The sequence below is a fragment of the Brevibacillus fortis genome (assembly GCF_003013395.1).
Classification (GTDB): Bacteria; Bacillota; Bacilli; order Brevibacillales; family Brevibacillaceae; genus Brevibacillus; species Brevibacillus fortis.
Map to the genome: position 1 here is coordinate 215,204 of NZ_PXZM01000036.1, position 24,304 is coordinate 239,507.

Consider the following 24,304-nt stretch of genomic DNA (forward strand, 5'->3'; position numbering starts at 1 on the left):
AATAAGGTATTTAGTGTTCACTGAAAATAAAGTATTAAACTGTGAAAATATAGTTGTAGACTAAGAAAATAATGCTTTAGACTAACTTGAGTCATTACGCTAACGGGCAGTTTAGCACAAGATTAATGTATAATGATTTTTATATATTGATATATTGTCATTGGGAAACAGGTGAGTGAACGAAGGTGGCAGACAACAAAAGAACGATAGTAATTTGCAATGATGTGGGTCTTTATTTTGACGCTCTGACACGTGGTAAGCATTACGAAGTTTTAGCTGAGGACGAAGCAAAAGAACAGATAAGGGTTGTTGGTGACGATAACCGAGCAAGATGGTTTAAAAAGTATTATTTCGTACCTGACGGGAGTAGTGTACCAGTATTATTTAACTGGACATTTGACGATACGATTCAAGATTCAAGTGAAGAATCTTTAGAACATATTGAGGTCACAGTCACCTTTAGTGAAGGTGACAAGAGATGGTGTTCCCTTTGCACTAAGGCTGGATTGCTGGATTACATTGAGCGGAACATGGACGATAATGTTATCTTAATAGAGAATCAGGTAATTGTGAAAAACTTTTCAAAAGAAGTAGTCAATGACGTATTAAAGCGATTAGACCAACGAAATCAACTACTAAGTTCAACCAAACCGTTAAACTAACGGGTTCGAGCCTTCAATAAACTAAGCCAGTCTAACACTTTATTATCCTTGAACAGTTAAAATCAGGACAAGGTACGATTATTTTTATCAGGGAAAGGGTTTTGTCTCATGACGATTTCGATGGATGACTTAGAGCAATCCTGCCTAGAATGCCAAGGTAAGGGAGCGATTCTTACCGCACAAGGTCAGACCCTCCTACACTTTATAAAAAAGCATTTGTAAACGAACGAGCTTGAAGAAAAAGAGGGAGGCCGTCAGATCCTCACCTGGTTACGGGTGTGAACTGGCGGCCTTTTTAGTGGGTAGAAGGATTAAATCGACGTAGCATCATTCGGCTGTTTTTTTCTACCACTCTGGCGACCGATTAGCAAGAAAACAAGGAGAAAGACAAACGGAACCGCTACAGTAGTCGTATCACCGTGTAAAAGAAGAGTGATTGTTGCACCAAGCATAATGACTGCGAGCGAATATGCGGCGTAACGCACATACTTTTTCAAAAGTAGACCCAGTCCGCCGAGCACTTCTCCTAAACCGATTATCACTTGGAACCAATGGGGAAACCCGAATGCTTGAAAAGCGAGTGTTGCCTCTGGATCTCCAATCAGCTTACTCATACCAGCTGAAAGGAACATCAAGCACAACCCTATTAACATTACCCATTTTGCGAAGCTACGCAGGCCTATCATACTGAAATCCTCCAATCATTACGTTGATGGATTCAGTATAAACCGCCCATTATGACATCTTTTGTCATATAGTATAGATTGAACGTTCTGCAAATGATCTTCTTAATAAGCCCCTGTAGCAACTTTTTGAGAGAGTTCCTCAATATTTGGGTCCTGGACGGCAAGGTGGAAGATGCCCGTTTTCCAATACGCAAAATTGTTTTCGGGCTTCTGATGGTTGGGAAACTCCAAAATCTCAATCCCGACTTTATAGACAGTCGATAGATGGGTAATTTTGAAGCTGCCCCAAAAAGTAACCAATCCAATCAGGAAAAAGGTTTGGAGGAATGCGATATTCAAACGAAACAATATAACGTACCCGTTGAAGCTACAATAGAAGTAATCGGTGGAAAGTGGAAAGCTTGCGGACGATCTTGTATGATGTGCGAATGGGGAGCAGTGCGTAATCAAAAGTAAAATGGTACGAATAAAAAACTCGCCACCCAATCCACACACTGGGAAATCGATGGCGAGCAATACGACCTGCTCACATCACTTGTATTTTTCAACGTACTGCTCGTAGTCTACTACTTCAATCACGCTTGACCAACCGAGCACTTTTCCTACGAATTGCTGAATATCTAATCCTTGCATGCCATATGTATCGGCTGTATTTGTTGTTCTAGTCGCGTCCTTAATAAACGTCACTTTATATCCACGATCATAGGCAGCGATCGCTGTAAACATACAACAAAATTCAGTCTCAAAACCAATCAAAAAAAGATGATCGACCCCTAATTTTTCTAAGGTTTGTGTGAGTTCCGTTTGGAAGAATGAACTAGGGGTTTGCTTCTCGATCAAGTAGTCGGAATAGTCTTTTAATGTAGGGTGTATTTCAGAACCGATAGAGCTTCTATTCAGTGGACTTTCTTCTGCATCATCAATATGTCTGATAAAAATGACAGGACGATTGCTCTCCTTGAAATCTTTGATCACCTGCTCCATCAAAAAAAGTTCCTCTTTGTAATCCCCACAACTCACAATTCCGTTTTGCACATCAATCACTAAGAGTGCGTTCATTGCTTCACCTTCCTTCTACCATGTAGGTAAATAATTCGGAAGGAATGAGTGTACTTCCTGCAAGGTAAATACCATGAGATAATCTAGTGGAGGAAATAATAGGAAGGTTGAGTTAGATGAGAGCTTCATTTTCTTACGCATTCATACTTGTTGCCTTTATTCTCGTTACGGGATGTGGTTCAACGAATTCAAGTACCTCATCCGTGTTTTCCAACTTAGCCACGCAAGGCACTTCTTCCACGAGCGAAGGTTCAGAGGTAGCTGCGGAATCAGAAAACACCAAAGTCGCTACGTACCTTTCGATGGCTGCACTCGCCTTACATGAAGTGAATGGATTTGAAGAGGGAGAAGAATTTCCACCGGAATCCAAAGCGTTTTTGACAAAGCATGCTCATCTGTTTCCGGCAACTGGGGATAAAGTGAAGGAAGCCCTGCAATTCGTCGATCCAAATGTGCAACCGAAACATATCAATAAAAATATTTCCAAGTATCATGCCGCGATGATTCAAGATAAAGGAACGGTGTTGAGCATCGAAGAGGAAGAAATACCGGAAATCGGAACGATTTCCGTCTTGCATGTCGTCAATGACGCGGAAGATAGCTACCAAATTGTTTACCTAGGTGCATTAGATGTCTATGAAGATGATACGGTTGAATTTGTTGGGGTCCCAACCTTGCTCTCAGGTTTCGATAATGTAAGTGGTGGATACACGAATTCGATCATCATTGCAGGGAGTTATGTAGGAAAAAGCGCGAATTAATGTCTACCTGAATACAGTGGTAGTAAAATGTCGAATAGAAATAGGATGGAATGGAACTTTCACGGCCTCGAATGATACAGTTCGAGGCTTTTTGTATGCAGGTTGGCCTTCTGTTTTTGATATGATAGAAAGGTGTTAGTTTGTACGAATTCTTGATCAGTAAAGATTTCTGGAGGTTATCATGCGCTATCAGGTCATATTATTCGATGTAGATGATACACTTTTCGACTTCAAAACGACGGAAGAAAATGCGCTACAAAAGACGTTTTCCCAGTTTGGACTTGATACGGGATCGCCTGATTATGGAGCGACTTACAAAGAGATCAGTAAAGGATTGTGGGAGGATTTAGAAAAGGGGAGGATCACTCTAGCAGAACTGGGCGTAGAGAGATTTCGAAGACTTTTCAAAGCCGTTCAACTAGACGTCGATGCAGAGGCGTTCGGCAGCGCCTATCTCGAATCCTTGGGCAAAGAAGTGCATCTGGTAGCTGGAGCAGTTGAATTGTGCAACAGTCTGGAAGATTGCCGCTTGGTGATCATTACGAATGGATTCACCTCTGTCCAAACGGCAAGAATTGCCGCTTCACCGCTTTGTAACTCTTTTGAGCACGTGATTATTTCCGAAGAAGTAGGCTACAAGAAGCCAGATCGGGAAATTTTTGAATACGCGTTTTCCAAACTGCAACTAACAGAAAAGGCAAACGTATTGATGGTGGGAGATTCGTTGACCTCCGATATACAAGGGGGAGCCCATTATGGGATCGATACGTGCTGGTTCAACCCTTTGGGCAAGGAAAATCAGACGAGCATTCAGCCAACGCACGAAATCAGAGACCTGAGCGAGCTTCAAGAAATTGTGCGGAAGGGTAACGTGAATTTATAGGATCTTTCCTGTATGATTAGAAGGTATTAATCTACAGGAATATCTAGAATCTAGTGATTGGAGCCCTATAGATATGTATCAGAATTTAGAAGAGTGCATTCTTGACTTGGAAAGGCACGGACATTTGGTCCGTATTCGCGAAGAAGTAGATCCCTATCTGGAAATGGCCGCGATTCACTTGAAGGTGTACGAAGCGGGCGGGCCAGCATTGCTGTTTGAAAATGTAAAAGGCTCAAAATTTCGTGCGGTATCCAATCTTTTTGGCACGATCGAGCGAAGCAAGTTTATTTTCAGAAGCACCTGGCAAGCCGCAGAAAATATAATCGCCATGCGCAATGATCCGATGAAAGCGCTAAAGCAGCCATTTAAAAATATCGAGAACGGCTTTGCAGCTCTAAAAGCATTGCCTGCAAAAAAATCGACGAGCATGCCGGTAACTGCACAGGAAATCAGCATAACAGACCTTCCACTCATCCAAAGCTGGCCGATGGATGGCGGAGCTTTTGTCACGCTACCCCAAATCTATTCGGAAGATCCGGACAAGCCTGGAATTATGAATTCTAATTTGGGTATGTATCGTGTGCAGTTGACTGGTAATGAGTATGAAGTAAACAAAGAAATTGGCTTGCACTATCAAATCCATCGTGGAATCGGTGTCCATCAAGACAAAGCGACCAAAAAGGGAATGCCGCTGAAAGTAAGCTGCTTTGTAGGTGGGCCGCCTGCACATACCTTATCAGCTGTAATGCCGCTGCCAGAAGGCTTGAGCGAGATTACTTTTGCTGGCTTGCTTTCAGGGCGTCGTTTTCACTACAGCTATATCGATGGCTACTGCATAAGCAATGATGCGGATTTTGTGATCACAGGAGATATTTACCCTGGAGATACGAAACCAGAAGGACCATTCGGCGACCATCTCGGCTATTACAGTCTGGTCCATCCATTCCCTGTGATGAAGGTAAAGAAAGTGTATGCCAAGCCGAATGCCATCTGGCCATTCACGGTTGTGGGCCGTCCTCCACAAGAAGATACGTCGTTCGGTCAGCTGATTCACGAGTTAACGGGCGATGCGATCAAACAAGAAATCCCGGGTGTAAAAGAAGTCCATGCAGTAGATGCTGCTGGTGTCCATCCGTTGCTATTTGCTATTGGAAGCGAGCGATATACGCCTTATCAGCAGGTCAAACAGCCGACGGAGATGCTCACCATTGCCAACCGCATTTTAGGGACGGGCCAATTGAGCTTGGCCAAGTATTTGTTCATTACGGCAGAAGAAAATCGACCGTTGACGACGCATGATGAAGTTGATTTTATCACCTATATTTTGGAGAGAATCGACCTGCATCGCGATGTTCATTTTTATACGAACACGACCATTGATACGCTGGATTATTCCGGAACGGGTTTAAACAGTGGTAGCAAGGTTGTCCTCGCAGCTTACGGCGATCAAAAAAGAGAGCTGTGCAAAGAGGTGCCGGATGAACTGAAGGATTTGCGAGAGTTTGAGAATGCACGCTTGATCATGCCGGGTGTGGTGTCGATCCAAGGGCCTGCATTTACCGATTATGCAAACGCCCAGCAGCAATTACAGAATCTGTGTGACTCGATTCAAGCGAGAGGGCCGATCCCGTCTTGCCCGATGATCATCCTATGCGATGACAGTACATTCATGAGTGCGTCGCTACAAAACTTCCTGTGGGCAACCTTCACTCGAAGCAATCCATCCCATGACATTTACGGCGTGAACAGCTACTACGAGAACAAGCATTGGGGTTGCGATAATCTGATCATTGATGCGCGTACCAAGCCACATCAAGCACCGCCATTGGTACCAGATCCAACTGTCGAGAAAAATATCGAACGACTGTTTGTCAAAGGTGCAAGCCTGGGTGGAATCCTGTAAGCATCTCCAATAAGTAGAGGTCCGTAACCTTTCGTTGCGGACTTTTTTTATGGAATGGTTGGTACTATTTGGATGGAGATAGGAAGAGAGGATGGCTCCTAGTTTTATCCAGGATCATCTTTTTCATTTCTGTCGAATCGAACTGATAATTGCAAAAATTGCACGATTGATGGGGAAAGGAATCGTTCTTTACCACTGAGAAAGCGTTTTCTATAATGAATCTCAAGCAAGGACACAGCTTTTTATGGAAAGGAGAAAGGAATGGTCTTTTTAACCACACGTTCCCATGCATTACTGAAGGTGATACTCGACAGCTACTATCCGCTGAAAATCAAGGACGTCGCGCGTGATTTCCAGGTAAGCGAACGGACCGTCAAGTACGATCTGGAAAACGTCAGGCAATGGCTGAAGGAACGAAATGTCATCCTCCATTCTCAACCGAATAAAGGGCTGTGGATCACGGAAGTACAAGAGCGTCGAAATGCTTTGAAGGAAAACTTGCAAAGTGATGACAGCAAAACACTCATCCTGCCGCAAAAGGATCGGGTCAAGCATTTTTTGTTCATTCTTCTGCTGTCGGAAGGGTATCAGCGGATGAACGATTTGGCCGATCACATGGGAGTTAGTCGCAATACCGTCGTTGCCGATGTCAAGGACGCAGAAAAGCTGCTCGATGGCTGGCGTCTTGAGCTCGTCACGAAGCAAAGGTACGGTGTGCGTGTAGACGGGAGTGAGCGACACAAGCGATATGCTCTCGAAAATTTGATTCACGATCTGCTCGATGGAATCGACATGTATCGGATGGTACAGGGGATTATTCCAGAATACGGACAAGAAGCGAGAACAGGTCCGTTATTAGAGAAATGGCTGATCAGCCGGACAGAGCTAGGGGCGATCATTCACAGCATCAAAGCATGGATGAATGCTGCTGCCGAGACGCTGGCAGACCGAGCGCTGATTAGTTTACTCATTCGCTTATGCATTGTCGTCCATCGTGTTCAGCGGGGGCAATTGGTCACTGCAGATGATGCCGAGATGGGAGAAGCGAGGCATTGGAGTGGGTACGAGCTGTTTTCAACCGAAGTTCGAGCATTATGTCAGCGATTGAACGTCGATATCCCCGAACACGAGATTGCATATGCATGCCTTCCGCTGCTAGGGACTGAACAGGTGCCAAGAGAGGCGCGTGCAGGCAGGATTGTTATGGACGTTTTCCAGGCAGCCAAGGAGCTGACGGAAGCCGTTAGTAGGCGGATGCTGGCACCATTGTACGAGGATCAGGAGTTGGGCAGACTTTTATTCGCTCACTTGGATGACAGTTTGAACCGTTATCGTCAGGGAGTACTTTTTGCAAACCCACTGAATGAGGAGATTCGCCGTTCCTATGCACGCATGTTTGATGCAGTCAAGCGCTCTTGTGAAGAAGTGTTTTGGCAGCGTGGGGTCTATTGGCTCGATGCCGACATTGCTTACTTTGTGCTCCATTTCCAAGCGGGTTATGATCGCTGGCTGGAGCAGAAAAAGGCAGATGCGCTCGTCGTTTGTGGAACAGGCAGAGGAACTTCTCGGTTTTTGAAAACGTACCTGGAAAGTGAATTGCGTTCACTGAGGGTCGTAGGCCTGTGTTCCAGCACAGAGGTAGAGAAGTATTTGGCGAGTCGTCGCGTGGATGTCATCATCAGTGTACTGCCGATCAAAGCAGAGGTGCCCGTTGTTATTGTCAGTCCTCTTCCAACACGTCAGGATATCAACCAGATTCAGAACTGTCTGGAAGCCTTGCAAGTGGAGGGAGGAAATCGACAGCAGGATGTGAATTCACGTAAGCAAGCCTGGTTCCCCACGTTGACTACTGATCTCAATCCGTCAGATTTGCCAGTGGTGGAGAGACTGTCCCAGGATGTCATCTGCAAAGGGTATGAGATCAGTCAAAAAATCGTAACTGCTTTTCGGGAGTACGTAACAGAACAAACGGCAAGCGGACTTACGCTGCATCTGCTGCTGATGGTGAATCGACTGGCTTTTGGCTCACCTTATCAGGAGGAATGGGAATCATCTGCTGAGGCAGAATCGAAAGAATGGAAGACATGGCGTGAACAGCTGAACCAATTGATGGCTGAGGCAAACCTCTTGGTTCCGCCAAGTGAAGTGACGGCCATTATGCGCTATTTTTCAGGAAAGGGGACGGTAGAGCGTGAAAGTGGATCTACTCATACGCAACGGACGGGTCATCGATCCTTCCCAGAACCTGAACGGGCACTATGATCTTGCCATTCGGGAAGGGCGAATCGTTGGGTTGTATGAAAAAGGGAAGACAACCGATGATCAAAGGATGAATCTGGAAAGCAAGGAGACGATCGATGCAGAGGGATATTTGGTGACGCCCGGTCTGATCGATCTGCACGCTCACGTTTTTCCGACAAAGACGTTATTGGGCGTAGCCGCGGATCGGGTCGGCGTCGAGCAAGGAGTGACAACCGTAGTAGATGCTGGCAGTGTCGGGCTATGGTCGTTTGATGCTTTTCTCGAAGAAGCCGTGTATCCTTCTGCTACTCGTGTTCTTGCATTTCTGAATATTTCAGGGGACGGCTTGTGTACGGGCGGCGGGGAGCTCGCAGACATGTCGCGGCTAACCCCGAGAGAAGCGGCAGCGCTCATAAGAGAACAGCCGATAGTACGAGGGATTAAAGCCCGCATGAGCAGTTCTGTCGTCAAGCAAAACGGGATCCATCCCTTGCTCGTAGCCAAGGAAGCGGCGAGGGAAGCGGGCGTACCGATGATGGTGCACATCGGAAACGCTCCACCAAAACTCACGGAAATATTGCCTCTCTTAGACCGGGGAGACATCGTGACACATGCGTTTCACGGAAAAAAAGGAGGGATGTTCGACGAACGGGGTGAGTTGATTCCAGAGGCGCAAGACGCATTGGAGCGGGGTGTCTTACTCGACATCGGACACGGCGAAGCGAGCTTCAGCTTTCAAACACTGCGACATGCGCTGGTCCAAGGCATTACGCCACATGTCATTAGCACGGATGTTCACCGACGCAACATCGAGGGTCCCGTGCATAGCTTGACGCTCACACTTACAAAGTTTCTCGCCATGGGCTACTCGCTCGACGATGTGATTGCGGCAAGTACGCTTGCACCCGCACGAATTCTCGGATTGGAAAACGAGATCGGAACGTTGAAAGTAGGGGCATGCGCGGACGTATCTATTTTGCAGATCAAAAAAGAGCCGACGATCTTGACGGACAGTGAACAAGAAACGTTGGAAACAAAGGAAAGAGTAGTCGCCTATCAAGTGATTACTTCGGGAAAGGTACTGACATGCAAATGATTGATGACATCCTCAAGGAACTGGCTGAGACAAAATCGGAATATTTATCTGAAATTTCTGAATCAAAGGAGATTCTCCGGAAAATTGAGGAGGAGTTCCGCCTCAGGGAGATTCACATACCGCGAGATTGCTGGCTAGCCATTGGGGCTCATGTGCTGGCATTTGTACGACGGATGACAAACGGTGAAAGGCTACCCGTGATTGAAGCGGAGTTGTTTGCCGAAATTCATCCGGATATGGTTACGCTCTCGCACAAAGTCCTCTCGGAAGAAAAGAGTGCGTGGCAGGTAGATGATACAGAAGTGTTTCTGTTGGCTGTCCATTTTGAAGCCATCCGTGCCATGCAGATGGGGCCATCTTAAAACATCGCTGCGAATAAAAGGAGGGAATGTATATGTCTAAGGTAAAAATCGTGATTGGTGATCGTCTTGGAAAAGGACAGAACATCGCAAAAGGAATCGAGGCTGCTGGCGGGACTGCGATCGTCATTCCAGGTGTTGGCGCTGATATGAAAGTAGGAGATGTCATGGTCAGTGAGAGTGCAGATCTCGGGCTGTCCTTTTGCGGAAGTGGCGGGGCTGGGGCACTGACTGCTAAGACCAAGTATGGTTTTCCCGTCGAATACGGGCTGCGCTCAGTAGATGCTGGGATTACCGCCTTGCGTAGCGGCAAAAAAGTGATTGGTTTTGGCTTCATGGATATAGAAGAGCTGGGCAGACGCATGGTGGAAGAATACATCAAGCTGGGAGGGAAGTAATCCATGTACACGGAGACGACGCAGACCTTGAGACTATCCGGCAGTGCCGATACGAAAGAGGGAGCCTTCAACAAGATTTTTTCCCAAATCAAGCATGTCGTGGCGAGACAGACGAATGATTTGGTCGTGCGAATCGAACCTGTAGGAGTTTCCATTGTGTCTGCGACAGAAACAGTGAAGCATGAGCGATTTTTTGGATTGTTCTTCCCACGCAAACGGACGCGGTATGACATCACGGTAGATATTCAAGTGAGACTGGGGTTGGTGCAGGTAGAAGACATCTCGTTTCAGCAGCAGACCGAGCAGACTGCGGGTATGGGGCAGTTGGTTCGTCAGCGATAGAAGCAAACAGGGGGTAGGTTCATGGTTACTTTGATGATTGTGTTGAAGTCGATCGTCATCGGGGCATTGGTCGGCTTCGGTGTTGGTGCGGGGGCGGCGAGGATGTTTCACGCACCCAATGTCCAGGGGATGGGAGCATTTCGGACTTTTGGAGAGCTGAACGCTTGTGCGGGCGATCCCATTTCCCACTTTTCATTTGGTCTAGGCTTTTTGTTTAACTCATGGGCGTCTGTTGTCGGTGCCGGTGCTTTGACACAAGATGTGGATCATCGCGTCATCCCGAACTGGGCTGCTGCCGTGTTGCTCTGGCGAAACAAGAATGTCGCAGAGACCTTGCACAATCCGAAGCAAATGGCCATTGCTGGAGCAGCTGTCGGTGTTGTTGTGGTCACCCTACTGAACTCAACCGCGACAGCAATTCCTGAATCGATGCAGCTGGTGGCGACGAAGGTACTGGTCCCGGCTGCGAACTGGTTGATCAACCCGATCATGCCGATTGTGTTCTGGATGGCGGCAATGGATGCAGGCAAACGGACAGGGATGTGGGGAACGGTCTTGGGTGGTATGTCGCACTTGGTCATGGGGAATGCCGTGCCTGGAATCGTCTTGGGTATTTTGATCGGAAAAGGCCTGGATGACAGTGGTTGGAACAAAATTACGAAATCCATGTTTATTGCAGTCATTCTCTTGTTTGTATTCAGTGGTTTCTTCCGTGGCTTTGACGTAGCGCTCTTGAAGAGCATGTCTGTAGAAATTCCACAGTGGTTGATAGAGCTTCACGAAACATTCGGATCGGTGGTGAAAAAGTAATGGGTGAATTGCAGGCAAAAGGGTTTTGGTATTCAGAATGGGCATTTCCCCTCTTTGTGGCGTGCTTGTCTTCAGGAATCTTTGCGGGTACTCATTTGTACTATGTGTATCATGTCGGGGCATTTAACGATATCGCTATCGTTGCGATGCTCGAGGCGGGAATCAAGGGTGGCGGATATGGTGCGGCTGCTGCATTTGGAGCGAGCTTTTTGTTCGCCCGCGTATTGGAGGGACCACTGGTTGGGATTCTCGATATTGGCGGCTCGTTGCAAACAGGTATCGGGATTGGTGTTCCAGCATTGATGTTGGGAGCAGGCTTTACAGCTCCGTTGACTTCTTTTCCATTGGCGCTGACGACAGGTGCGCTCTTGGGGCTCATCATTGGTACCGTGATTATTTTGATTCGGAAGTATACGATCAACGCATCGAATTCCACCTTTGGTGCGGATGTCATGATGGGAGCCGGAAACGCAGCAGGTCGTTACTTAGGCCCATTGATTGTCATTTCTGCGATTATGGCCTCGATTCCAGTAGGACTCGGCGCAACAGCAGGAGCAGCGATTTTCTACTATTACAACAAACCGATTGCTGGCGGTGCGATTATCGGGGCCATGCTCCTCGGCGCCATTTTCCCGATCCCGACTCAATAAGGGAATCGCCAAGCGTTTTCACAGGAAGGATGGGCAAACCATGGGAATCTATCAGCAGCTAGGGTTGAAGCAAGTTATTAATGCAAGCGGTAAGATGACGGCACTGGGTGCAAGTGCCGTCCATCCTTCTATCGCACAGGCCATGGGAGAAGCCGCCATGGATTATGTAGAAATCAGTGAACTGATGATCGTAGCAGGTCGTCATATTGCAGAGGCGACCGGAGCAGAAGACGGTTGCCCTACCTCAGGAGCAGCTGCAGGTATTGCCATTAGTGTAGCGGCAGTCATAGCGGGTTGCCATCTGAGTTTGATCGAGCGGCTTCCTCTTTCCGAAGGGTTGAATAACAAGATCATCATACAAAAAGGACACATGGTGCACTTCGGGGCGTCTGTTCAACAGATGATTGCACTGGGTGGTGGGAAAGTCGTAGAGATCGGGCATGCCAATCACGTAGAAGAAGAACATTTGCGAGAAGCAATTGATGATCAGACGGCAGCGCTGCTCTATGTCAAATCTCACCATGCGATTCAAAAAGGAATGCAGTCGCTAGACACGATGATTCAACTCGGTCGGGAGTTTGGACTTCCGGTCATAGTAGACGCAGCGGCGGAGGAGGATCTGCGGCGCTACGTGGCGATGGGTGCCGATCTGGTCATTTACAGTGGCGGAAAAGCAATCGGCGGACCAACGTCTGGGTTTATCACAGGTCGTGCCGATCTGGTTGCCGCATGTCGCGCGCAGTATAAAGGCGTCGGTCGTGCCATGAAGGTAGGAAAGGAAGCCATTGCCGGTTTGCTTGCAGCGCTTGGACAGTACGACCCTGAAAAGCAAAATGTTCCCGAGCAGCGCAGGCGAGTGGAGTGGCTGGCAGGAGAACTGAACAGCTTGCCCGGTATGAGAGCAACAATCGCACAGGATGAGGCTGGCAGGGAGATCTACCGGGTGCAAGTTCAGCTAGACGAACGAGTGACGGGAATGACGGCGCGTGAGCTTACACGCCAACTGGAGCAAGGAAATCCAGCTATTTTTACCCGCAACCATTATGTGAATACGGGAGTGATTGCCTTTGATCCACGACCATTTCACGAAGGGCAGGAACACATCATTGCAGCGCGCATGAAGGAGCTGCTGCAAAAACAGGGAGAAGGAGAATAACAAAAGTGGGCACACCGAAAATTCGTTTGAACCTTTTGGCAAGGGATGTAGAGAACGCGAAACAAATCTGCTCCATAGCGGATGGCCGTGCTTTGATCGGGATCTTGGTCAAAGGATTTGCGTCCGTAGAAGCAGCAATAACTACAGTTGGACAATATCAGCAAGCAGGGGTACCAGTGTCAGTAGGGCTGGGCGCAGGTGATCCAACTCAATGGAAGAAGGTCGCAGAAGTCGCGGTGCAGACACAACCGGATCACGTCAATCAAGTATTTCCGGCAGCAGGCTATACGCTCGGGGGGCTACAGGCAGTCGGCAACTCACATACCATCGTGAATGCATTGATTGCCCCCGGTGGACAATCAGGAAAGGTTCAAGTCACCACAGGACCAATGAGCAACAAAGTGTCAGAATTGCTCTCTTGCGATGCAGCCGCCGCGATGCTGGCGGAGATTGGCGTACACTCAGTCAAATTTTATCCAGTCGACGGGCTGGAAAGGCTGAATGAAATCAAGGCGATGGCAGAAGCAGCCGTACGTTACGGGATTCCAGTTTTTGAGCCGACAGGCGGGATAGATACAGCTTCGATTCGTCAGATTGTGGAGGTATGCCTCGCAGCAGGTGCAAAGCAGGTCATTCCGCACATTTATACATCGATCGTCGACAAGGAAACGGGGTTGACGCGATTGGACCAAGTAGAAGAACTACTGGCTGCTATAGAAGGACTGTAGCCATTATATGAGAAAGGGATAGGAGTGAATCAAATGAGAGAGAGACAGGTTATCGTCCAGTTGGCACAAGGTTTACATGCGCGACCAGCTACTTTGTTTGTGAAAGTGGCAGCTTCCTTTTCCAGTGAAATCGGATTGAACAAAGAGGAGAAGAAGGTGAATGCCAAGAGTATTATCGGGGTCATGTCCCTTGCTGTTTCAAAAGGACAGTCGGTCATATTGACTGCGGATGGTGCAGACGCGGAGCAGGCGTTGGATGCGTTGGAGCGCGTTTTGGTAAGTGTAGAGTAATTGGCTGTGTGTAAACGAAAAAGGGATGTCTCCAGTGAATAGTCAGGAGACATCCCTCTATGTCTAAATGTTCATCCTTTATCTTACGTGGATATAGAATCCTGGTTCCGTTGGGTTGAATCCTTTAATGATGAGCCATATAGCCAAAATCAATTGTTGAAAGGCTATGGGAATGTTCAACATCATGTAGGTTGCATCCAGACCGATAAAGCGAATCATAAATAATGAGCTTGCCAATATGGACAATGTAGACCCAATAAGACCGAAAACTGACAACCAACGTGGAACTAATTTTGTTTGGTAAAAGATGCAGGTAAAAAAGAACATAGCCAAAACAAATGCCAGTGTCGTTGCCACATGGTTCACCAAATCACGTCCTTCCCGCAGCAATCCACCCAGAGTCTGAAAGTACGATACATGTAGAGTTCCGACTTTCGCAAATTCGTGGCTTACTGTCAATAGCAACAGAAGAATGATTACACCAATCATGATGAACACACCCGCAATGATGCCAAAAGCAACAGATCCAAGAGCTATACCTTTATTATGCTTACTTAAAATCGGATACATCACAATAGGAATACCAACATATGCAGCAACCATTAACAACTGGAAAAACGCTCCTAGTAGTACCTGATTTTCATTTGTAGAAGCCTTGACAAGGTAGTCTGCTCCATCTATAACAGGAACAACACTAAATATACCTGTAACCAACCCGACTATTAATAACACCCCAGTAATGACTGCAGACCTTCTACCTGATTTTGTACTCTTCCTCAACATAATTAGCCTCCTTATAATACCTACCCTTGGCGGATGGTTGCGGGACGCGCGAATTACGAGGTCAAAGAAGTAGCGACAATGACAATTTCTCATTTACAACCGGTATCGGATCAGTAACTTTATTATTCTGTTTATATGCATGATTTGCTTCATTCTGACGTTGAGTCTAAAACTAATTTTCAAATATCTGGTGATTTAAAAGACCGAGAATCCTTGTACCATAAAGGGTCCATTTCATTAAAAATGCTTCCAGGTAAAATCAATACTCAAATACCCAATATGCGTCTCTTTGAAGGTCAGCGTTTCCTTTGTCGCCAATTCCGGTTTGCGAAAACAAACGAGATCTTTGTGATAGCCAAAAGCGCGACAAACTTCCGGTCGAACGCTATGAATGCCACACTGATCTTTGTGCAAGTCATAGAAGATACACGTCCCGAACATTCGCGGTTGATTTTTCAGATCGTCCCGAAGTTTTTTTGGAAGCGCTTTCAATTTCTTGTGTATCATTTTATATTCCTTCTCTGTTACGGGAACAGGGCCACAGCACAATCCTTTGCAGCCTTGGCAAGGTAATGCTTCCATTGAATCTACAACCTTTCGTTTTGTGATGATTGCTAGAAAAACAAAAAAGATGATCCCCCTTGAATCAGGAGATCATCTTAAGAACTGCCGCGTTCAATTGTGTTGGTTACTCAAAAATTCGGTAAGAAGAGAATACTGTCCTTTTATTATAACACATGTAGGATGTCCTTTCGATTTAGAAAATGAAGACTGCTTAAAAAGAGGAGAAGCGCTGAAGGTAAGCGCCTCTGACCTCATGTGTGTTTGATCAGAATGAGTTCTTCCACTTCTTCGCCTCGTGCTTCCGAAAATGCCCGATCTATATCGAAAGGCAAAAAACCGTTTTTTTCTAAGACACGAATGGATGCGATGTTGTCATGGGCGACGCGCGCATATACAGGACGTGTTCGGAGTTCTTCTAAAAAGAGAGAAAGTGCATTTGTCGCGATTCCTTTGCCCCAACAGCTTTTGTCAATCCAATATCCAATCGTAGGTAAGTCAAACAGCTCAAAGCACAAAATATTACCGATAATCTGTCCATTCATAAGAATAGCTCTTTTCACAATCGAATCATCGTTCAAAATCTTCGCCCAATGCGCGGCGAATCTATCTCTATCAGCAGGGTCCTTGACAGTAAATGCCGCCATCATATGAGCGGATTTGTCCAATTGCTGAGTGAAAAATATAGGGAGATCTGCCTCTGTTACTTCTCGTAAATAAAGCGACTGATCATGCAAAGGCTCCAAGGAAAAGCACCTCCGGAAACATCAGCTATTCTCTTTTCACAAACACTTTAATAATTAACGACAGTACCGTGAGAACCAAAATCACATTAGCGATGAGCATAAAGCTAGGTAAACCAAGCCTAAACAAAACGTACACACTCCTACTCATGACAACCTTTGAAAGTGAAAAAGACTAGTTATCCCCGGTGACTAGCATGATCGCAAAGCCATCATAGCCTTTGCTGCCAACTGTCTGTACAACGGTTGCACTGACACGTTGCTCTTCAGCTACCAAATCAGTGAATTGGCGTACTCCGACAATATTGGGGTCCGTGCTTGTTTCATCTACGACTTGACCACTTCGTACAACGTTATCCGTGATGATCACAGTCCCCTTGCGAGAGAGTTTCAATGCCCATTGGAAATAGTCGGGGTTTCCTTTTTTATCCGCATCAATAAAAATAAAATCAAACGGACCCTGATTTTCTTTGTGCAGTTGGATCAGCGAATCAAGGGCAAGTCCGATCCTCACTTCCACGATATGATCTAGTACTGCGCGGGTAATGTTCGATTGTGCGACTTCTGCATGCTTAGGATCATATTCGAGAGTAATGAGACGACCGTCAGCAGGGAGTGCGCGGGCTAGCCAGATGGTACTGTAACCACCGAGAGTGCCAATTTCCAAGATCGAACGAGCACCTTGGATTCGTGCTAACAGATGAAGGAGCTTCCCTTGATTGGGTGCGACATCGATAGCTGGCAGGCCTGCAGCTGCGTTCTCTTGGAGAACTGTGTCTAGAACGGAATCGACTTCCTGTAATTTATCCGTAAAATAGTGATCGACCGCTGTCCATTGCTCTCTATTCATGATCTCATCTCCTCATGATTTTACAGGGATATCATAACACGATTAGAAACTTCTGGCTGGCTTTTTTGGAGCGAATGACATATTTCAGCGGAGGTATCTTTGGTGGATCAAGCTTTTTAGGTAAGATTTTCACCTGTTACCATTATTTTCGCATAGCGTGAACGGTAAATTTTCATGATAATAGAAAAGTAATCCAAGCTAGCTAGTATAATCCAACCTTGGGGATTCTATTCCACGCGTTCGACTAAATGATGCAGTCAAAGTCGGCGCAATTTTTTTAATCCACCAATAGGTAAATGTACCTATTATTGTTCGTTGTCAACAGAAACGAAGTCCTATATGCTTATATCATTCACGTATGACATATGCGTACTACCCCGTACGCCCCAACCACTTCTTGTTGGTTGGGATTTTTTTTTGTTCGAATTTTATATCCAGTCATCTCCTATCGCGTTTTGATGTGATTTTTTATATCCTTGTACATAGGACTTACGATGTTCTTGGGGTCCGCGGTGACTCAAACTACGCAGAGGAGTCACCGCTTTTTTCTTTACATACTTCCTCCGATCAAGGTCAAGCTAGTAACAGGTGATTTTGGTCAGGAGGTGTTTTGTGTGCGGGTAACTTTCGTGGTACTGACACTGGCTTTTGCTTTGACCGTAACGGGGTGTACGAAGCAGTCTGGTACAGAAACGAAGCAAAAAACGGAAGCGGAACCGTTGTGCATACCTGTTCCCGTCAGACATTATCAATGGGAAGAGCAAGCAAGATCGATTACAACCAGGGTGAAGGGCATCGATAGAATAGTGGCTGTGCAAATCGATAAAGAGCTCGATGTGGCTATTCAAGTGACGAATTTTAATCGGTTCAAGCTGGAATCGATTCAAAAAGAAGTCGGAAAGAAATTAAAAGAGGCCTTCCCAGATGCTAATATTCATGTGACAGCTGACAAGCGATTAATAAAAGATTTGCAAAGGCTAAGTGACGAACCGTGGCCAACCGATGTAAAAGCGGCATGTCAGAAGAAGAAATCCTTAAAAGAACTTGAAAAGAAAATGAAGGGCTAGCCTACTTTTAAGACCTCACACACTACATGGGTAGAGTGAGGTTTTATTGTCTATTTTGACGGAATGATCGAGGTGAAATGAATATTCTGTGAGTAATCAACAAAGAAGAACTCCCTGACTGGGAGTCTATGTAGGCTAATGGTGATCACGATCGTAATGATGCGCGCGCTCTCGATCTCGATGGAGGTCGATGCCGCGTAATTCACCCTTGGCTTTTTCCACAAGGACTTGATAATCTCTTACCACTTCCGTCAAGGTAGTAACGGATTCCTTATAGTCGGGATCATTACAGATTCCATCTATCGCTCGATGGAGGTGATACATCTTATCTTCGGTTTTTCGGATAAATTCTACCCAATCCATTCCGTTCATAAAATACCTCCTTTCCGTCATAGGCTTTACTCCCATGCGTGAAAGTATGCAACGTGAAATTACGAATAAATGATGCGTATGTAATCTAATAATGAACTTTGGTCTTGTAACGATAATCTGTTCATGATAACATACCTCACATCAATAGCATCAAAGGACGAGACTTGAGGTGTATCAGATGAACGGGTTAGCCAAACTGAATAGATCGCTTGAAAAAATCATGCCCATATTAACGCCGAGTAGTGTTGCCATTGGGGTAATAGCGGGGACACATCTCCAACCATTTGCTTTTTTGTCTCCTTGGGTGTTTGCTTTCATGACATTTGCCGGCAGTCTGGGTTCAGGATTTAAAGAATTTGCAAAGGTACTGACTAGACCGCTTCCTTTAATCGTCAACTTGTTGATTCTTCATGCACTAATGCCACTTGTTGCTTGGTCAATGGCTACGTTGTTTTATCCAGATGATATCCATGTCATCACGGGCTTTTTGTTGGCTGCTTTAATTCCCACAGGGATCACGAGCTTTTTGTGGTCATCGATTTATTTCGGGAACATCGCATTGACGCTATCCATTATTTTGTTAGATACGATGCTCTCCCCATTGATTGTTCCATTGGGAATGTCCTTGTTTTTAGGGGCAACGGTCGAGATGGATTTGGCTGAACTGATGAAGGGTTTATTTTATATGATCGTATTGCCGTCTCTTGTCGGTATGCTGCTGAATCATTTGTCAAAAGGGAACGTCAAAAAAACGCTGGCACCTAAATTAGCGCCATTCTCTAAGATGGGAATGGGTGTTGTCGTTGCCATCAACAGTTCGATGGTCTCGTCTTACTTTCATATGATGGACGCCAAATTGGTGGGAATGGCGGTCCTCGTACTAGTAGTAGCCATTTTGGGATATTTGATGGGGTGGGGGATAGCAAGGCTGTTCGGATGGGAGCGTGATGTTATCGTCACGTTAACCTTCAACAGTGGAATGCGAAACATTAGTGCAGGTGCAGTTATGGCGATCACGTACTTTCCTGCGCCTGTTGCTCTTCCAGTTGTTCTCGGCATGCTTTTCCAGCAAATACTCGCTTCTACCTTCGGAAAGTTTTTGGAGCTGGTCGAGAAAAGACCACAACATCAACCACAGGAACTATCAAGCTAAAAGCAAGAGCCGTTTTCCGTTAAGTAATTGGAAAACGGCTTTTTGGCAGACAATGAATTGAAAAAAAGGTTGGGAACTCATGTTCGCACTCATATAATGAAATTACAATTTCCCACATAGGATGAGTATCTGGATAACAAATGTTCGTAAATAGGCGGGTGGAAAAGCGTGGCTAACGGCAATTTTGAAGTAACGAACGAAGAAAGAGAGGCATTTATGTACATGCTGCGAGATTCGGCAAGAGAGAATTATCCCTTGAATGTGAGCTGGTGTGTGTCCTTTGAGGGGGAGCGGGGGAATACGTGCAGCATGTGGGGGGTAGTCAAATGGGTAGACCCACAGGCGAGGCGTGTTCAATTAGCAAACCAAACGAGTAGTCAATGGATAGAGATGGAGAAAATTGTCAATGTACGTGCGTAGACGTGCGGAAACCTGACACAAAAACAGATGCGCAGTATAATTTTTTTGCTTTTAAAGCAAGTGTGTAATAAAACCTAACGTGAAAATGCAGAAAATTCGAAAGTTTGATTGACATCTGCCTTTTCTGCGTTAAAATATGTTACATAGCATGCATTCTCTCCACTTCCGATTTTGACCCAGTAAATGGGTCCTTTTTTTGTCTATGTTCAATTCTTCGGATATGGCTTGCCATCCGCTTGAAATAACTTGGTCACCATCCCATAAAGACGACCTGACATGTTGGGAAAAACGAAGGAGTATTCATTCGCTCCTTGATTCAGCAAGGCGATCGGTGCTTCCACCATGTAGGGGATTTTCATCAGATCAAGCATCTTCTTGTATTCCTCTACCTTAGAATGGTCGACCGTATAATAAAATGATTTGGAAAAATTCATACGAGCACGCTCCTTTCCCTTATTGTAGCATATCCACAGTTTGCCGTATAAATGAACATAATAAATGTTATGTAAACAAACTGGCCGCCTCTTTCCTTTTGAAGAAAGAAGATTCACAAAGAGTTTTACCTATGATAGAATGAAAGACCAAAATTTTACCAATAGGAGAAAAATGATGATAATCAGCCAACAACTCCTTTCTGTGAATGGGTTATCGTACACGATTCGTTCTGCAATGGAAGCAGATGCACAACAGTTGTCGGATCTCCGACTGCAAATCGATGGAGAGACTGAAAATTTGGACAGAGAAAGAGGAGAGGCTTTCATCGATGGGCAAGGATTCGAACGCATCATCAATACGGATGCAGAAAGTTCAAGAAACTTGTTTTTAGTAGCTGTAGTACAGGATCGGATTGTCGGGTTTTCCAGATGTGCAGGTGTTTACTTAAACAGATTTGCTCACAAAGTAGAGTTTGGTGTATGTGTCTTACAAGAGTTCTGGGGTTATGGCATTGGGAAAAATCTCCTGCAAGAATCGGTTGCCTGGGCAGATTCCAACCACATTACCAAAATGACGTTGAATGTGATGGAAACGAATGAGAAGGCAATTGAGCTGTACAAACGGTTTGGCTTTGAAGTCGAAGGGATACTCAGAAACGACAAAGTTCTTTCCGATGGCAATTATTACAACACCATTATTATGGGAAGGTTCAAAAATGACAGGAGAGTAACATGACGAGAAAACGAGCGAGGGAATGTGGCGTACTCATTGGGTCGGGTGTACCAGGTGCGTATAATGCGATTACGGATGTAAAAGGAGTAAGGGTCGGTCATAAAACGATTCAAAAGGAAGACGTTTGTTCCGGAGTGACGGTGATCGTTCCCAACGACGGTCAATTGGAGGGGCAGCATTTTCCTGCTGGCTTTTTCTCCTTTAATGGTACGGGTGAATTTACGGGCAGTCACTGGATAGAAGAGACGGGGACACTCGTGACACCGATCGTATTTACAGGTAGTCATCTACTCGGGTTAGCACATCATCATCTTGCGCGTGCGACGAGAAAAATTGATGGGCTAGAACCGTTTTCCAATGGAATCGTAGCGGAGACATGGGATGGTTGGCTAAGTGATCTCGAAAAGACGCAGATACAGTACGAGGATTTGGAAGAAGCGATTGTAGAGGCCCGTACAGGACATATCGAGGAAGGAAATGTGGGCGGAGGTACTGGGATGATCTGCTTCGAATTCAAGGGCGGAATCGGGACTTCCTCACGTATCGTCGAGACCGAATGTGGCTCCTTTACTGTTGGCGTATTGGTTCAGACGAATTTTGGCAGAAGACAGGATTTGAAAGTAAATGGCATTCCTGTTGGACAGATGATCTCTGAAAATGTAGTCCCTTTGCCGTGGATAACACCGGAAAATGCAGGCTCCTTTTTAGTCACCATTGCGACGGACGCGCCTCTTTTGCCGACACAATGCAAGCGCATTTCCAAGCGAGCGTCACTCGCGATGGCACAGCTCGGTGCGATTGGTGAGGAGGGCAGCGGTGATTTCTTCCTGACCTTTTCTACAGGAAATTGCTATTCGTATGGCGACGAGCAAATGAGCACAGTGAAAATGTTTCCGTCTGAACAACTGGATGCGCTGTTTGAAGCGGCGATCGAAGCGGTCAACGAAGCGATCCTGAACTCCATGTTCATGGCGGAAACAATCAAAGGCCAGAAAAACAGAACCGTACATGCAGTGCCGCTGGATCGTTTCGTAGAAATCATGTCTCGTTAAATGAAAAAACTCCGCTAAACGCTAGCGGAGTTTTGCAGTGTACTCATTTGTGTTAAACAGATGTTTAACTGCTGAAGAAGCTACGGCTGGAGCGCTTTCTTTTATAATGAGAGCTGCCGTGATGGGAATGGCCGTACCGATTACTAGAGCTGTACTTTCTCCGATGTTTGTAATCGCTGCTGCTGTATTTCCGGTGCTTATGCGAAGATGAGTGATTACCGAGTAAATTTTTCAAAAGCTTTTTGAGCATATCAATCACTCCTAGTTAGGTTGGAAGTCTATTCCGTATAAGTATATACGAATATGTCAGAAGATCGTTTCATTATTTTTCTACGTTTTCGTGAAAAGCTGGACCGATCAAATCAATTCGGTTCGTCCAGATTCCCCCTGTAAAGCTTGCAGGCACTCGTTTTAAATCAGTCGGAATATCAAAGCCTTGCGACACATCTCCACTGCCTGCGACTAAGATAACGCGCGTGTCTTTTGCTTCCATTCTTGCCATGAAACGATTCGGCCAACCCCAGAGCCATGGGGCAATCTGATCAGGAATATGTAGTTGAGTCTGTGAACAGGCATCGGGCACATATCCGGACCACCCTACTGCTATGTAAGGAATGAGGCAGCTTTTTAGTGTTGCTTTGGACATGACACGCAGCTCTGGCATTTGTTGTTTCAATGTCTCGATTGGCTTGTCACCGCCGTAAACAGAGAGCTGTGCCAGTCGTTCGGCAGGCAATGCTGCCAAAACATCCGCTAACGCTTTCCCTTCAAGTGGGTCGTTGCTCTTGATATGGATAAGCAGCGAGCGATCAGGGAATGTTTGTAGCACATCATCGAGAGATGGCATCATGCCAATCCCTTTTCCGCGGAAGGGAAAGGTGTTCCCTTCATCCGCTGTATAATTGTAGCCAATGTCGAGCTGTTGTAATTGGGCCAAGGTATAATCTCTCGTGACGCCGGTACCATTTGTGCGACAGTCGAGCGTCCAGTCATGAAACACGGCGAATTGATTGTCTTTGGTCCATTGTACATCGAGCTCGACAACGTCCGCGCCTGCATCAAAAGCCGCTTGCATGGAAGGAATCGTATTTTCCAGGTACGGATGCTCCGGTGGATAAATCCGTTCCGCCGTACAAGTTTCATTGGTGATGTTCTCCATGTGAAATGTTTGGGCCATCCCGCGGTGAGCAAGTAAAAAAGGCTCGCCTTCTGGCTCTTTTGCAAGATAAGAGCTGTTACCCAAAAACAGGAAAGCGATGAAAAGAAGGGGAATCCAGACGCGTTTTCGCAGGAACCATTTCTTTCGTAGTTGATCTCGTTGTTTTGACATGATGGGATACGGCCCCTTCCTTAAAATACTCTGTTCATTGTAGCAAAACGCAAGGGAGGAAGGTACATCCTTTGGGAGTAGTGCTTGGGACTTGGCATCATTCGAAAAGACTGGCACAATAGACGGAAGATAAGATGTATCCATGCGAAAGCAAGGGGAGGTACCATGAAAATAGCTTTACACCAAATCGCTTATCAGATCGGTATGCACCCAACCGAGATGGCAAAGCTTGTCTACGATGGTGAAGTAACAGGAGACGTACCTGAACGCAATCCGCAAGCAAAGGATGCCTGGGTAGATTTGCACTCTCTGCGTAACTTCATTCAATGGCGATATGATCAGGGACGAATGGATCAGATGTTCTATGATAAAGCTATGCGTCACCTGAACAAAGCAATGCCTAAAAAATAATTCATTTTGGAGGAGAAACATGCAAGACTCTATCATTTACTGCATGGTACCAAAAGCTTACTGGGAAAAGTGGCTCGATAAGGATCACTACTTACCGCGCGATTACGAGCAGGAAGGCTTTATTCACGCGACAAAAGGGGACGAGTTGCTTGAAAAAGTAGCAAACCGCGTCTACGCACAGTTTGACGAGGAGTTATATGTACTCGTTGTCGATGAAACGAAATCGACTTCGGAAGTCAAATACGAGGCTGCGAAGGATGGACTGCTGTATCCGCACATCTACGGACCGCTGAATCAAGATGCGATCGTGGATATGAAGGAAATGAAGCGGATAGACGGCCAATGGCGTCTGGGAACGTCCATCCGCTAA

The 24,304-nt window shown here is 45.9% G+C and carries 33 protein-coding genes; 22 read left to right on the plus strand and 11 right to left on the minus strand.

From position 1 onward, the window contains the following. The first annotated feature begins 185 nt into the window (after nucleotides 1-185). Both C7R93_RS21590 and C7R93_RS21595 read left to right on the plus strand, forming a co-directional pair. On the plus strand, nucleotides 186-662 hold the full coding sequence (locus tag C7R93_RS21590) for a hypothetical protein (protein WP_106840744.1): 477 nt from the start codon (nucleotides 186-188) through the stop codon (nucleotides 660-662). A 108-nt stretch (nucleotides 663-770) separates the two neighbouring features. Continuing rightward, the gene (locus tag C7R93_RS21595) at nucleotides 771-884 is read left to right on the plus strand and encodes a hypothetical protein (protein WP_106840745.1); all 114 of its coding nucleotides are present in this window, start codon (nucleotides 771-773) and stop codon (nucleotides 882-884) included. Nucleotides 885-973: 89 nt separating this feature from the next. On the opposite strand, the gene C7R93_RS21600 is transcribed toward C7R93_RS21595, so the two are convergent. The 3 genes from C7R93_RS21600 to C7R93_RS21610 all read right to left on the minus strand — a co-directional run bounded on the left by C7R93_RS21600 (nucleotide 974) and on the right by C7R93_RS21610 (nucleotide 2,407). Further along, entirely contained in the window at nucleotides 974-1,348 is a 375-nt protein-coding gene (locus tag C7R93_RS21600) for a DoxX family protein (protein WP_106840746.1), read from the minus strand. A gap of 102 nt (nucleotides 1,349-1,450) precedes the next feature. Beyond that, complete coding sequence (locus C7R93_RS30095) at nucleotides 1,451-1,696, minus strand: VOC family protein (RefSeq protein ID WP_158264045.1); 246 nt, start codon at nucleotides 1,694-1,696, stop codon at nucleotides 1,451-1,453. 183 nt (nucleotides 1,697-1,879) lie between these two features. Then, nucleotides 1,880-2,407, minus strand: coding sequence for an isochorismatase family protein (locus tag C7R93_RS21610; protein ID WP_106840747.1), 528 nt, complete (start codon nucleotides 2,405-2,407; stop codon nucleotides 1,880-1,882). A gap of 116 nt (nucleotides 2,408-2,523) precedes the next feature. Here C7R93_RS21610 and C7R93_RS21615 point away from each other — a divergent pair, with 116 nt between their 5' ends. The 13 genes from C7R93_RS21615 to C7R93_RS21675 all read left to right on the plus strand — a co-directional run bounded on the left by C7R93_RS21615 (nucleotide 2,524) and on the right by C7R93_RS21675 (nucleotide 14,025). Continuing rightward, complete coding sequence (locus tag C7R93_RS21615; RefSeq protein ID WP_106840748.1) at nucleotides 2,524-3,168, plus strand: hypothetical protein; 645 nt, start codon at nucleotides 2,524-2,526, stop codon at nucleotides 3,166-3,168. Between the two features lie 181 nt (nucleotides 3,169-3,349). After that, entirely contained in the window at nucleotides 3,350-4,051 is a 702-nt protein-coding gene (locus tag C7R93_RS21620; protein ID WP_106840749.1) for a YjjG family noncanonical pyrimidine nucleotidase, read from the plus strand. A gap of 73 nt (nucleotides 4,052-4,124) precedes the next feature. Next, nucleotides 4,125-5,954 carry a UbiD family decarboxylase gene (locus C7R93_RS21625; RefSeq protein WP_106840750.1) on the plus strand — a complete coding sequence of 610 codons (1,830 nt, stop codon included), beginning with the start codon at nucleotides 4,125-4,127 and terminating at the stop codon, nucleotides 5,952-5,954. A gap of 261 nt (nucleotides 5,955-6,215) precedes the next feature. After that, nucleotides 6,216-8,216 (plus strand): BglG family transcription antiterminator, encoded by a 2,001-nt coding sequence (locus C7R93_RS21630; RefSeq protein WP_106840751.1) that lies wholly within the window; start codon nucleotides 6,216-6,218, stop codon nucleotides 8,214-8,216. Beyond that, nucleotides 8,146-9,291 (plus strand): amidohydrolase/deacetylase family metallohydrolase, encoded by a 1,146-nt coding sequence (locus tag C7R93_RS21635; RefSeq protein WP_106840752.1) that lies wholly within the window; start codon nucleotides 8,146-8,148, stop codon nucleotides 9,289-9,291. The genes C7R93_RS21630 and C7R93_RS21635 overlap by 71 nt, the downstream gene beginning before the upstream one ends. Next, on the plus strand, nucleotides 9,282-9,653 hold the full coding sequence (locus tag C7R93_RS21640) for a hypothetical protein (RefSeq protein WP_106840753.1): 372 nt from the start codon (nucleotides 9,282-9,284) through the stop codon (nucleotides 9,651-9,653). The genes C7R93_RS21635 and C7R93_RS21640 overlap by 10 nt, the downstream gene beginning before the upstream one ends. Nucleotides 9,654-9,685: 32 nt before the next feature. Then, a complete protein-coding gene (locus C7R93_RS21645; protein ID WP_069844824.1) occupies nucleotides 9,686-10,048 on the plus strand; it encodes an SFCGS family glycine-rich protein in 363 nt (120 codons plus the stop codon). Between the two features lie 3 nt (nucleotides 10,049-10,051). After that, the gene (locus C7R93_RS21650) at nucleotides 10,052-10,390 is read left to right on the plus strand and encodes a DUF4312 family protein (RefSeq protein ID WP_106840754.1); all 339 of its coding nucleotides are present in this window, start codon (nucleotides 10,052-10,054) and stop codon (nucleotides 10,388-10,390) included. A 21-nt stretch (nucleotides 10,391-10,411) separates the two neighbouring features. Beyond that, nucleotides 10,412-11,200: a DUF4311 domain-containing protein gene (locus C7R93_RS21655; RefSeq protein ID WP_106840755.1), complete on the plus strand. Its 789-nt coding sequence runs from the start codon at nucleotides 10,412-10,414 to the stop codon at nucleotides 11,198-11,200. Continuing rightward, entirely contained in the window at nucleotides 11,200-11,850 is a 651-nt protein-coding gene (locus tag C7R93_RS21660) for a DUF4310 family protein (protein ID WP_106840756.1), read from the plus strand. The genes C7R93_RS21655 and C7R93_RS21660 overlap by 1 nt, the downstream gene beginning before the upstream one ends. Nucleotides 11,851-11,890: 40 nt before the next feature. After that, a complete protein-coding gene (locus C7R93_RS21665; RefSeq protein WP_106840757.1) occupies nucleotides 11,891-13,006 on the plus strand; it encodes a DgaE family pyridoxal phosphate-dependent ammonia lyase in 1,116 nt (371 codons plus the stop codon). Between the two features lie 5 nt (nucleotides 13,007-13,011). Beyond that, entirely contained in the window at nucleotides 13,012-13,734 is a 723-nt protein-coding gene (locus C7R93_RS21670; RefSeq protein ID WP_106840758.1) for a KDGP aldolase, read from the plus strand. Nucleotides 13,735-13,767: 33 nt separating this feature from the next. Beyond that, nucleotides 13,768-14,025: an HPr family phosphocarrier protein gene (locus C7R93_RS21675; protein WP_106840759.1), complete on the plus strand. Its 258-nt coding sequence runs from the start codon at nucleotides 13,768-13,770 to the stop codon at nucleotides 14,023-14,025. Nucleotides 14,026-14,103: 78 nt separating this feature from the next. Here the strand turns inward: C7R93_RS21675 and C7R93_RS21680 are convergent, their stop codons facing one another. From C7R93_RS21680 to C7R93_RS21695, 4 genes are all read right to left on the minus strand, one after another. Further along, the gene (locus tag C7R93_RS21680; RefSeq protein WP_106840760.1) at nucleotides 14,104-14,808 is read right to left on the minus strand and encodes a DUF4386 domain-containing protein; all 705 of its coding nucleotides are present in this window, start codon (nucleotides 14,806-14,808) and stop codon (nucleotides 14,104-14,106) included. A gap of 237 nt (nucleotides 14,809-15,045) precedes the next feature. Next, the gene (locus C7R93_RS21685; RefSeq protein ID WP_106840761.1) at nucleotides 15,046-15,390 is read right to left on the minus strand and encodes a YkgJ family cysteine cluster protein; all 345 of its coding nucleotides are present in this window, start codon (nucleotides 15,388-15,390) and stop codon (nucleotides 15,046-15,048) included. Between the two features lie 233 nt (nucleotides 15,391-15,623). Beyond that, a complete protein-coding gene (locus C7R93_RS21690; RefSeq protein WP_106840762.1) occupies nucleotides 15,624-16,115 on the minus strand; it encodes a GNAT family N-acetyltransferase in 492 nt (163 codons plus the stop codon). A gap of 172 nt (nucleotides 16,116-16,287) precedes the next feature. Next, nucleotides 16,288-16,962 (minus strand): O-methyltransferase, encoded by a 675-nt coding sequence (locus C7R93_RS21695; RefSeq protein WP_106840763.1) that lies wholly within the window; start codon nucleotides 16,960-16,962, stop codon nucleotides 16,288-16,290. A gap of 614 nt (nucleotides 16,963-17,576) precedes the next feature. Here C7R93_RS21695 and C7R93_RS21700 point away from each other — a divergent pair. Continuing rightward, nucleotides 17,577-18,029, plus strand: a complete 453-nt coding sequence (locus C7R93_RS21700; RefSeq protein ID WP_106840764.1) for a YhcN/YlaJ family sporulation lipoprotein — start codon at nucleotides 17,577-17,579, stop codon at nucleotides 18,027-18,029. A 135-nt stretch (nucleotides 18,030-18,164) separates the two neighbouring features. On the opposite strand, the gene C7R93_RS21705 is transcribed toward C7R93_RS21700, so the two are convergent. Next, the gene (locus tag C7R93_RS21705; RefSeq protein WP_106840765.1) at nucleotides 18,165-18,401 is read right to left on the minus strand and encodes a hypothetical protein; all 237 of its coding nucleotides are present in this window, start codon (nucleotides 18,399-18,401) and stop codon (nucleotides 18,165-18,167) included. A gap of 178 nt (nucleotides 18,402-18,579) precedes the next feature. On the opposite strand from C7R93_RS21705, the gene C7R93_RS21710 reads away from it, so the two are divergent. Continuing rightward, nucleotides 18,580-19,554: a bile acid:sodium symporter family protein gene (locus C7R93_RS21710; protein WP_106840766.1), complete on the plus strand. Its 975-nt coding sequence runs from the start codon at nucleotides 18,580-18,582 to the stop codon at nucleotides 19,552-19,554. 168 nt (nucleotides 19,555-19,722) lie between these two features. Continuing rightward, on the plus strand, nucleotides 19,723-19,974 hold the full coding sequence (locus C7R93_RS21715) for a YolD-like family protein (protein ID WP_106840767.1): 252 nt from the start codon (nucleotides 19,723-19,725) through the stop codon (nucleotides 19,972-19,974). 206 nt (nucleotides 19,975-20,180) lie between these two features. Here C7R93_RS21715 and C7R93_RS21720 read toward each other — a convergent pair whose 3' ends face one another. Further along, on the minus strand, nucleotides 20,181-20,408 hold the full coding sequence (locus tag C7R93_RS21720) for a hypothetical protein (RefSeq protein WP_106840768.1): 228 nt from the start codon (nucleotides 20,406-20,408) through the stop codon (nucleotides 20,181-20,183). Nucleotides 20,409-20,583: 175 nt separating this feature from the next. Between C7R93_RS21720 and C7R93_RS21725 the strand changes: the two genes are divergently transcribed. Continuing rightward, nucleotides 20,584-21,144: a GNAT family N-acetyltransferase gene (locus C7R93_RS21725; protein WP_106840769.1), complete on the plus strand. Its 561-nt coding sequence runs from the start codon at nucleotides 20,584-20,586 to the stop codon at nucleotides 21,142-21,144. After that, nucleotides 21,141-22,193, plus strand: coding sequence for a P1 family peptidase (locus C7R93_RS21730; RefSeq protein WP_106840770.1), 1,053 nt, complete (start codon nucleotides 21,141-21,143; stop codon nucleotides 22,191-22,193). The genes C7R93_RS21725 and C7R93_RS21730 overlap by 4 nt, the downstream gene beginning before the upstream one ends. Before the next feature lie 64 nt (nucleotides 22,194-22,257). On the opposite strand, the gene C7R93_RS30760 is transcribed toward C7R93_RS21730, so the two are convergent. Both C7R93_RS30760 and C7R93_RS21740 read right to left on the minus strand, forming a co-directional pair. Then, nucleotides 22,258-22,443 (minus strand): hypothetical protein, encoded by a 186-nt coding sequence (locus C7R93_RS30760; RefSeq protein WP_106840771.1) that lies wholly within the window; start codon nucleotides 22,441-22,443, stop codon nucleotides 22,258-22,260. Nucleotides 22,444-22,515: 72 nt separating this feature from the next. Further along, a complete protein-coding gene (locus C7R93_RS21740) occupies nucleotides 22,516-23,523 on the minus strand; it encodes a glycerophosphodiester phosphodiesterase family protein (RefSeq protein WP_106840772.1) in 1,008 nt (335 codons plus the stop codon). A gap of 165 nt (nucleotides 23,524-23,688) precedes the next feature. Between C7R93_RS21740 and C7R93_RS21745 the strand changes: the two genes are divergently transcribed. After that, the gene (locus C7R93_RS21745; protein WP_106840773.1) at nucleotides 23,689-23,934 is read left to right on the plus strand and encodes a hypothetical protein; all 246 of its coding nucleotides are present in this window, start codon (nucleotides 23,689-23,691) and stop codon (nucleotides 23,932-23,934) included. 19 nt (nucleotides 23,935-23,953) lie between these two features. Next, nucleotides 23,954-24,304 (plus strand): DUF952 domain-containing protein, encoded by a 351-nt coding sequence (locus tag C7R93_RS21750; RefSeq protein ID WP_106840774.1) that lies wholly within the window; start codon nucleotides 23,954-23,956, stop codon nucleotides 24,302-24,304.

Bases quoted from the DNA above. Each gene is read 5' to 3' on its own strand.
- C7R93_RS21695 (WP_106840763.1), bottom strand. From the start codon at position 16,962: ATGAATAGAGAGCAATGGACAGCGGTCGATCACTATTTTACGGATAAA.
- C7R93_RS21640 (WP_106840753.1), top strand. From the start codon at position 9,282: ATGCAAATGATTGATGACATCCTCAAGGAACTGGCTGAGACAAAATCG.
- C7R93_RS30760 (WP_106840771.1), bottom strand. From the start codon at position 22,443: ATGCTCAAAAAGCTTTTGAAAAATTTACTCGGTAATCACTCATCTTCG.
- C7R93_RS21630 (WP_106840751.1), top strand. From the start codon at position 6,216: ATGGTCTTTTTAACCACACGTTCCCATGCATTACTGAAGGTGATACTC.
- C7R93_RS21655 (WP_106840755.1), top strand. From the start codon at position 10,412: ATGGTTACTTTGATGATTGTGTTGAAGTCGATCGTCATCGGGGCATTG.
- C7R93_RS21600 (WP_106840746.1), bottom strand. From the start codon at position 1,348: ATGATAGGCCTGCGTAGCTTCGCAAAATGGGTAATGTTAATAGGGTTG.
- C7R93_RS21740 (WP_106840772.1), bottom strand. From the start codon at position 23,523: ATGTCAAAACAACGAGATCAACTACGAAAGAAATGGTTCCTGCGAAAA.
- C7R93_RS21625 (WP_106840750.1), top strand. From the start codon at position 4,125: ATGTATCAGAATTTAGAAGAGTGCATTCTTGACTTGGAAAGGCACGGA.
- C7R93_RS21705 (WP_106840765.1), bottom strand. From the start codon at position 18,401: ATGAACGGAATGGATTGGGTAGAATTTATCCGAAAAACCGAAGATAAG.
- C7R93_RS21725 (WP_106840769.1), top strand. From the start codon at position 20,584: ATGATAATCAGCCAACAACTCCTTTCTGTGAATGGGTTATCGTACACG.
- C7R93_RS21660 (WP_106840756.1), top strand. From the start codon at position 11,200: ATGGGTGAATTGCAGGCAAAAGGGTTTTGGTATTCAGAATGGGCATTT.
- C7R93_RS21610 (WP_106840747.1), bottom strand. From the start codon at position 2,407: ATGAACGCACTCTTAGTGATTGATGTGCAAAACGGAATTGTGAGTTGT.
- C7R93_RS21680 (WP_106840760.1), bottom strand. From the start codon at position 14,808: ATGTTGAGGAAGAGTACAAAATCAGGTAGAAGGTCTGCAGTCATTACT.
- C7R93_RS21730 (WP_106840770.1), top strand. From the start codon at position 21,141: ATGACGAGAAAACGAGCGAGGGAATGTGGCGTACTCATTGGGTCGGGT.
- C7R93_RS21745 (WP_106840773.1), top strand. From the start codon at position 23,689: ATGAAAATAGCTTTACACCAAATCGCTTATCAGATCGGTATGCACCCA.
- C7R93_RS21710 (WP_106840766.1), top strand. From the start codon at position 18,580: ATGAACGGGTTAGCCAAACTGAATAGATCGCTTGAAAAAATCATGCCC.
- C7R93_RS21645 (WP_069844824.1), top strand. From the start codon at position 9,686: ATGTCTAAGGTAAAAATCGTGATTGGTGATCGTCTTGGAAAAGGACAG.
- C7R93_RS21665 (WP_106840757.1), top strand. From the start codon at position 11,891: ATGGGAATCTATCAGCAGCTAGGGTTGAAGCAAGTTATTAATGCAAGC.
- C7R93_RS21750 (WP_106840774.1), top strand. From the start codon at position 23,954: ATGCAAGACTCTATCATTTACTGCATGGTACCAAAAGCTTACTGGGAA.
- C7R93_RS21650 (WP_106840754.1), top strand. From the start codon at position 10,052: ATGTACACGGAGACGACGCAGACCTTGAGACTATCCGGCAGTGCCGAT.
- C7R93_RS21620 (WP_106840749.1), top strand. From the start codon at position 3,350: ATGCGCTATCAGGTCATATTATTCGATGTAGATGATACACTTTTCGAC.
- C7R93_RS21685 (WP_106840761.1), bottom strand. From the start codon at position 15,390: ATGGAAGCATTACCTTGCCAAGGCTGCAAAGGATTGTGCTGTGGCCCT.
- C7R93_RS21595 (WP_106840745.1), top strand. From the start codon at position 771: ATGACGATTTCGATGGATGACTTAGAGCAATCCTGCCTAGAATGCCAA.
- C7R93_RS21675 (WP_106840759.1), top strand. From the start codon at position 13,768: ATGAGAGAGAGACAGGTTATCGTCCAGTTGGCACAAGGTTTACATGCG.
- C7R93_RS21720 (WP_106840768.1), bottom strand. From the start codon at position 20,408: ATGAATTTTTCCAAATCATTTTATTATACGGTCGACCATTCTAAGGTA.
- C7R93_RS21615 (WP_106840748.1), top strand. From the start codon at position 2,524: ATGAGAGCTTCATTTTCTTACGCATTCATACTTGTTGCCTTTATTCTC.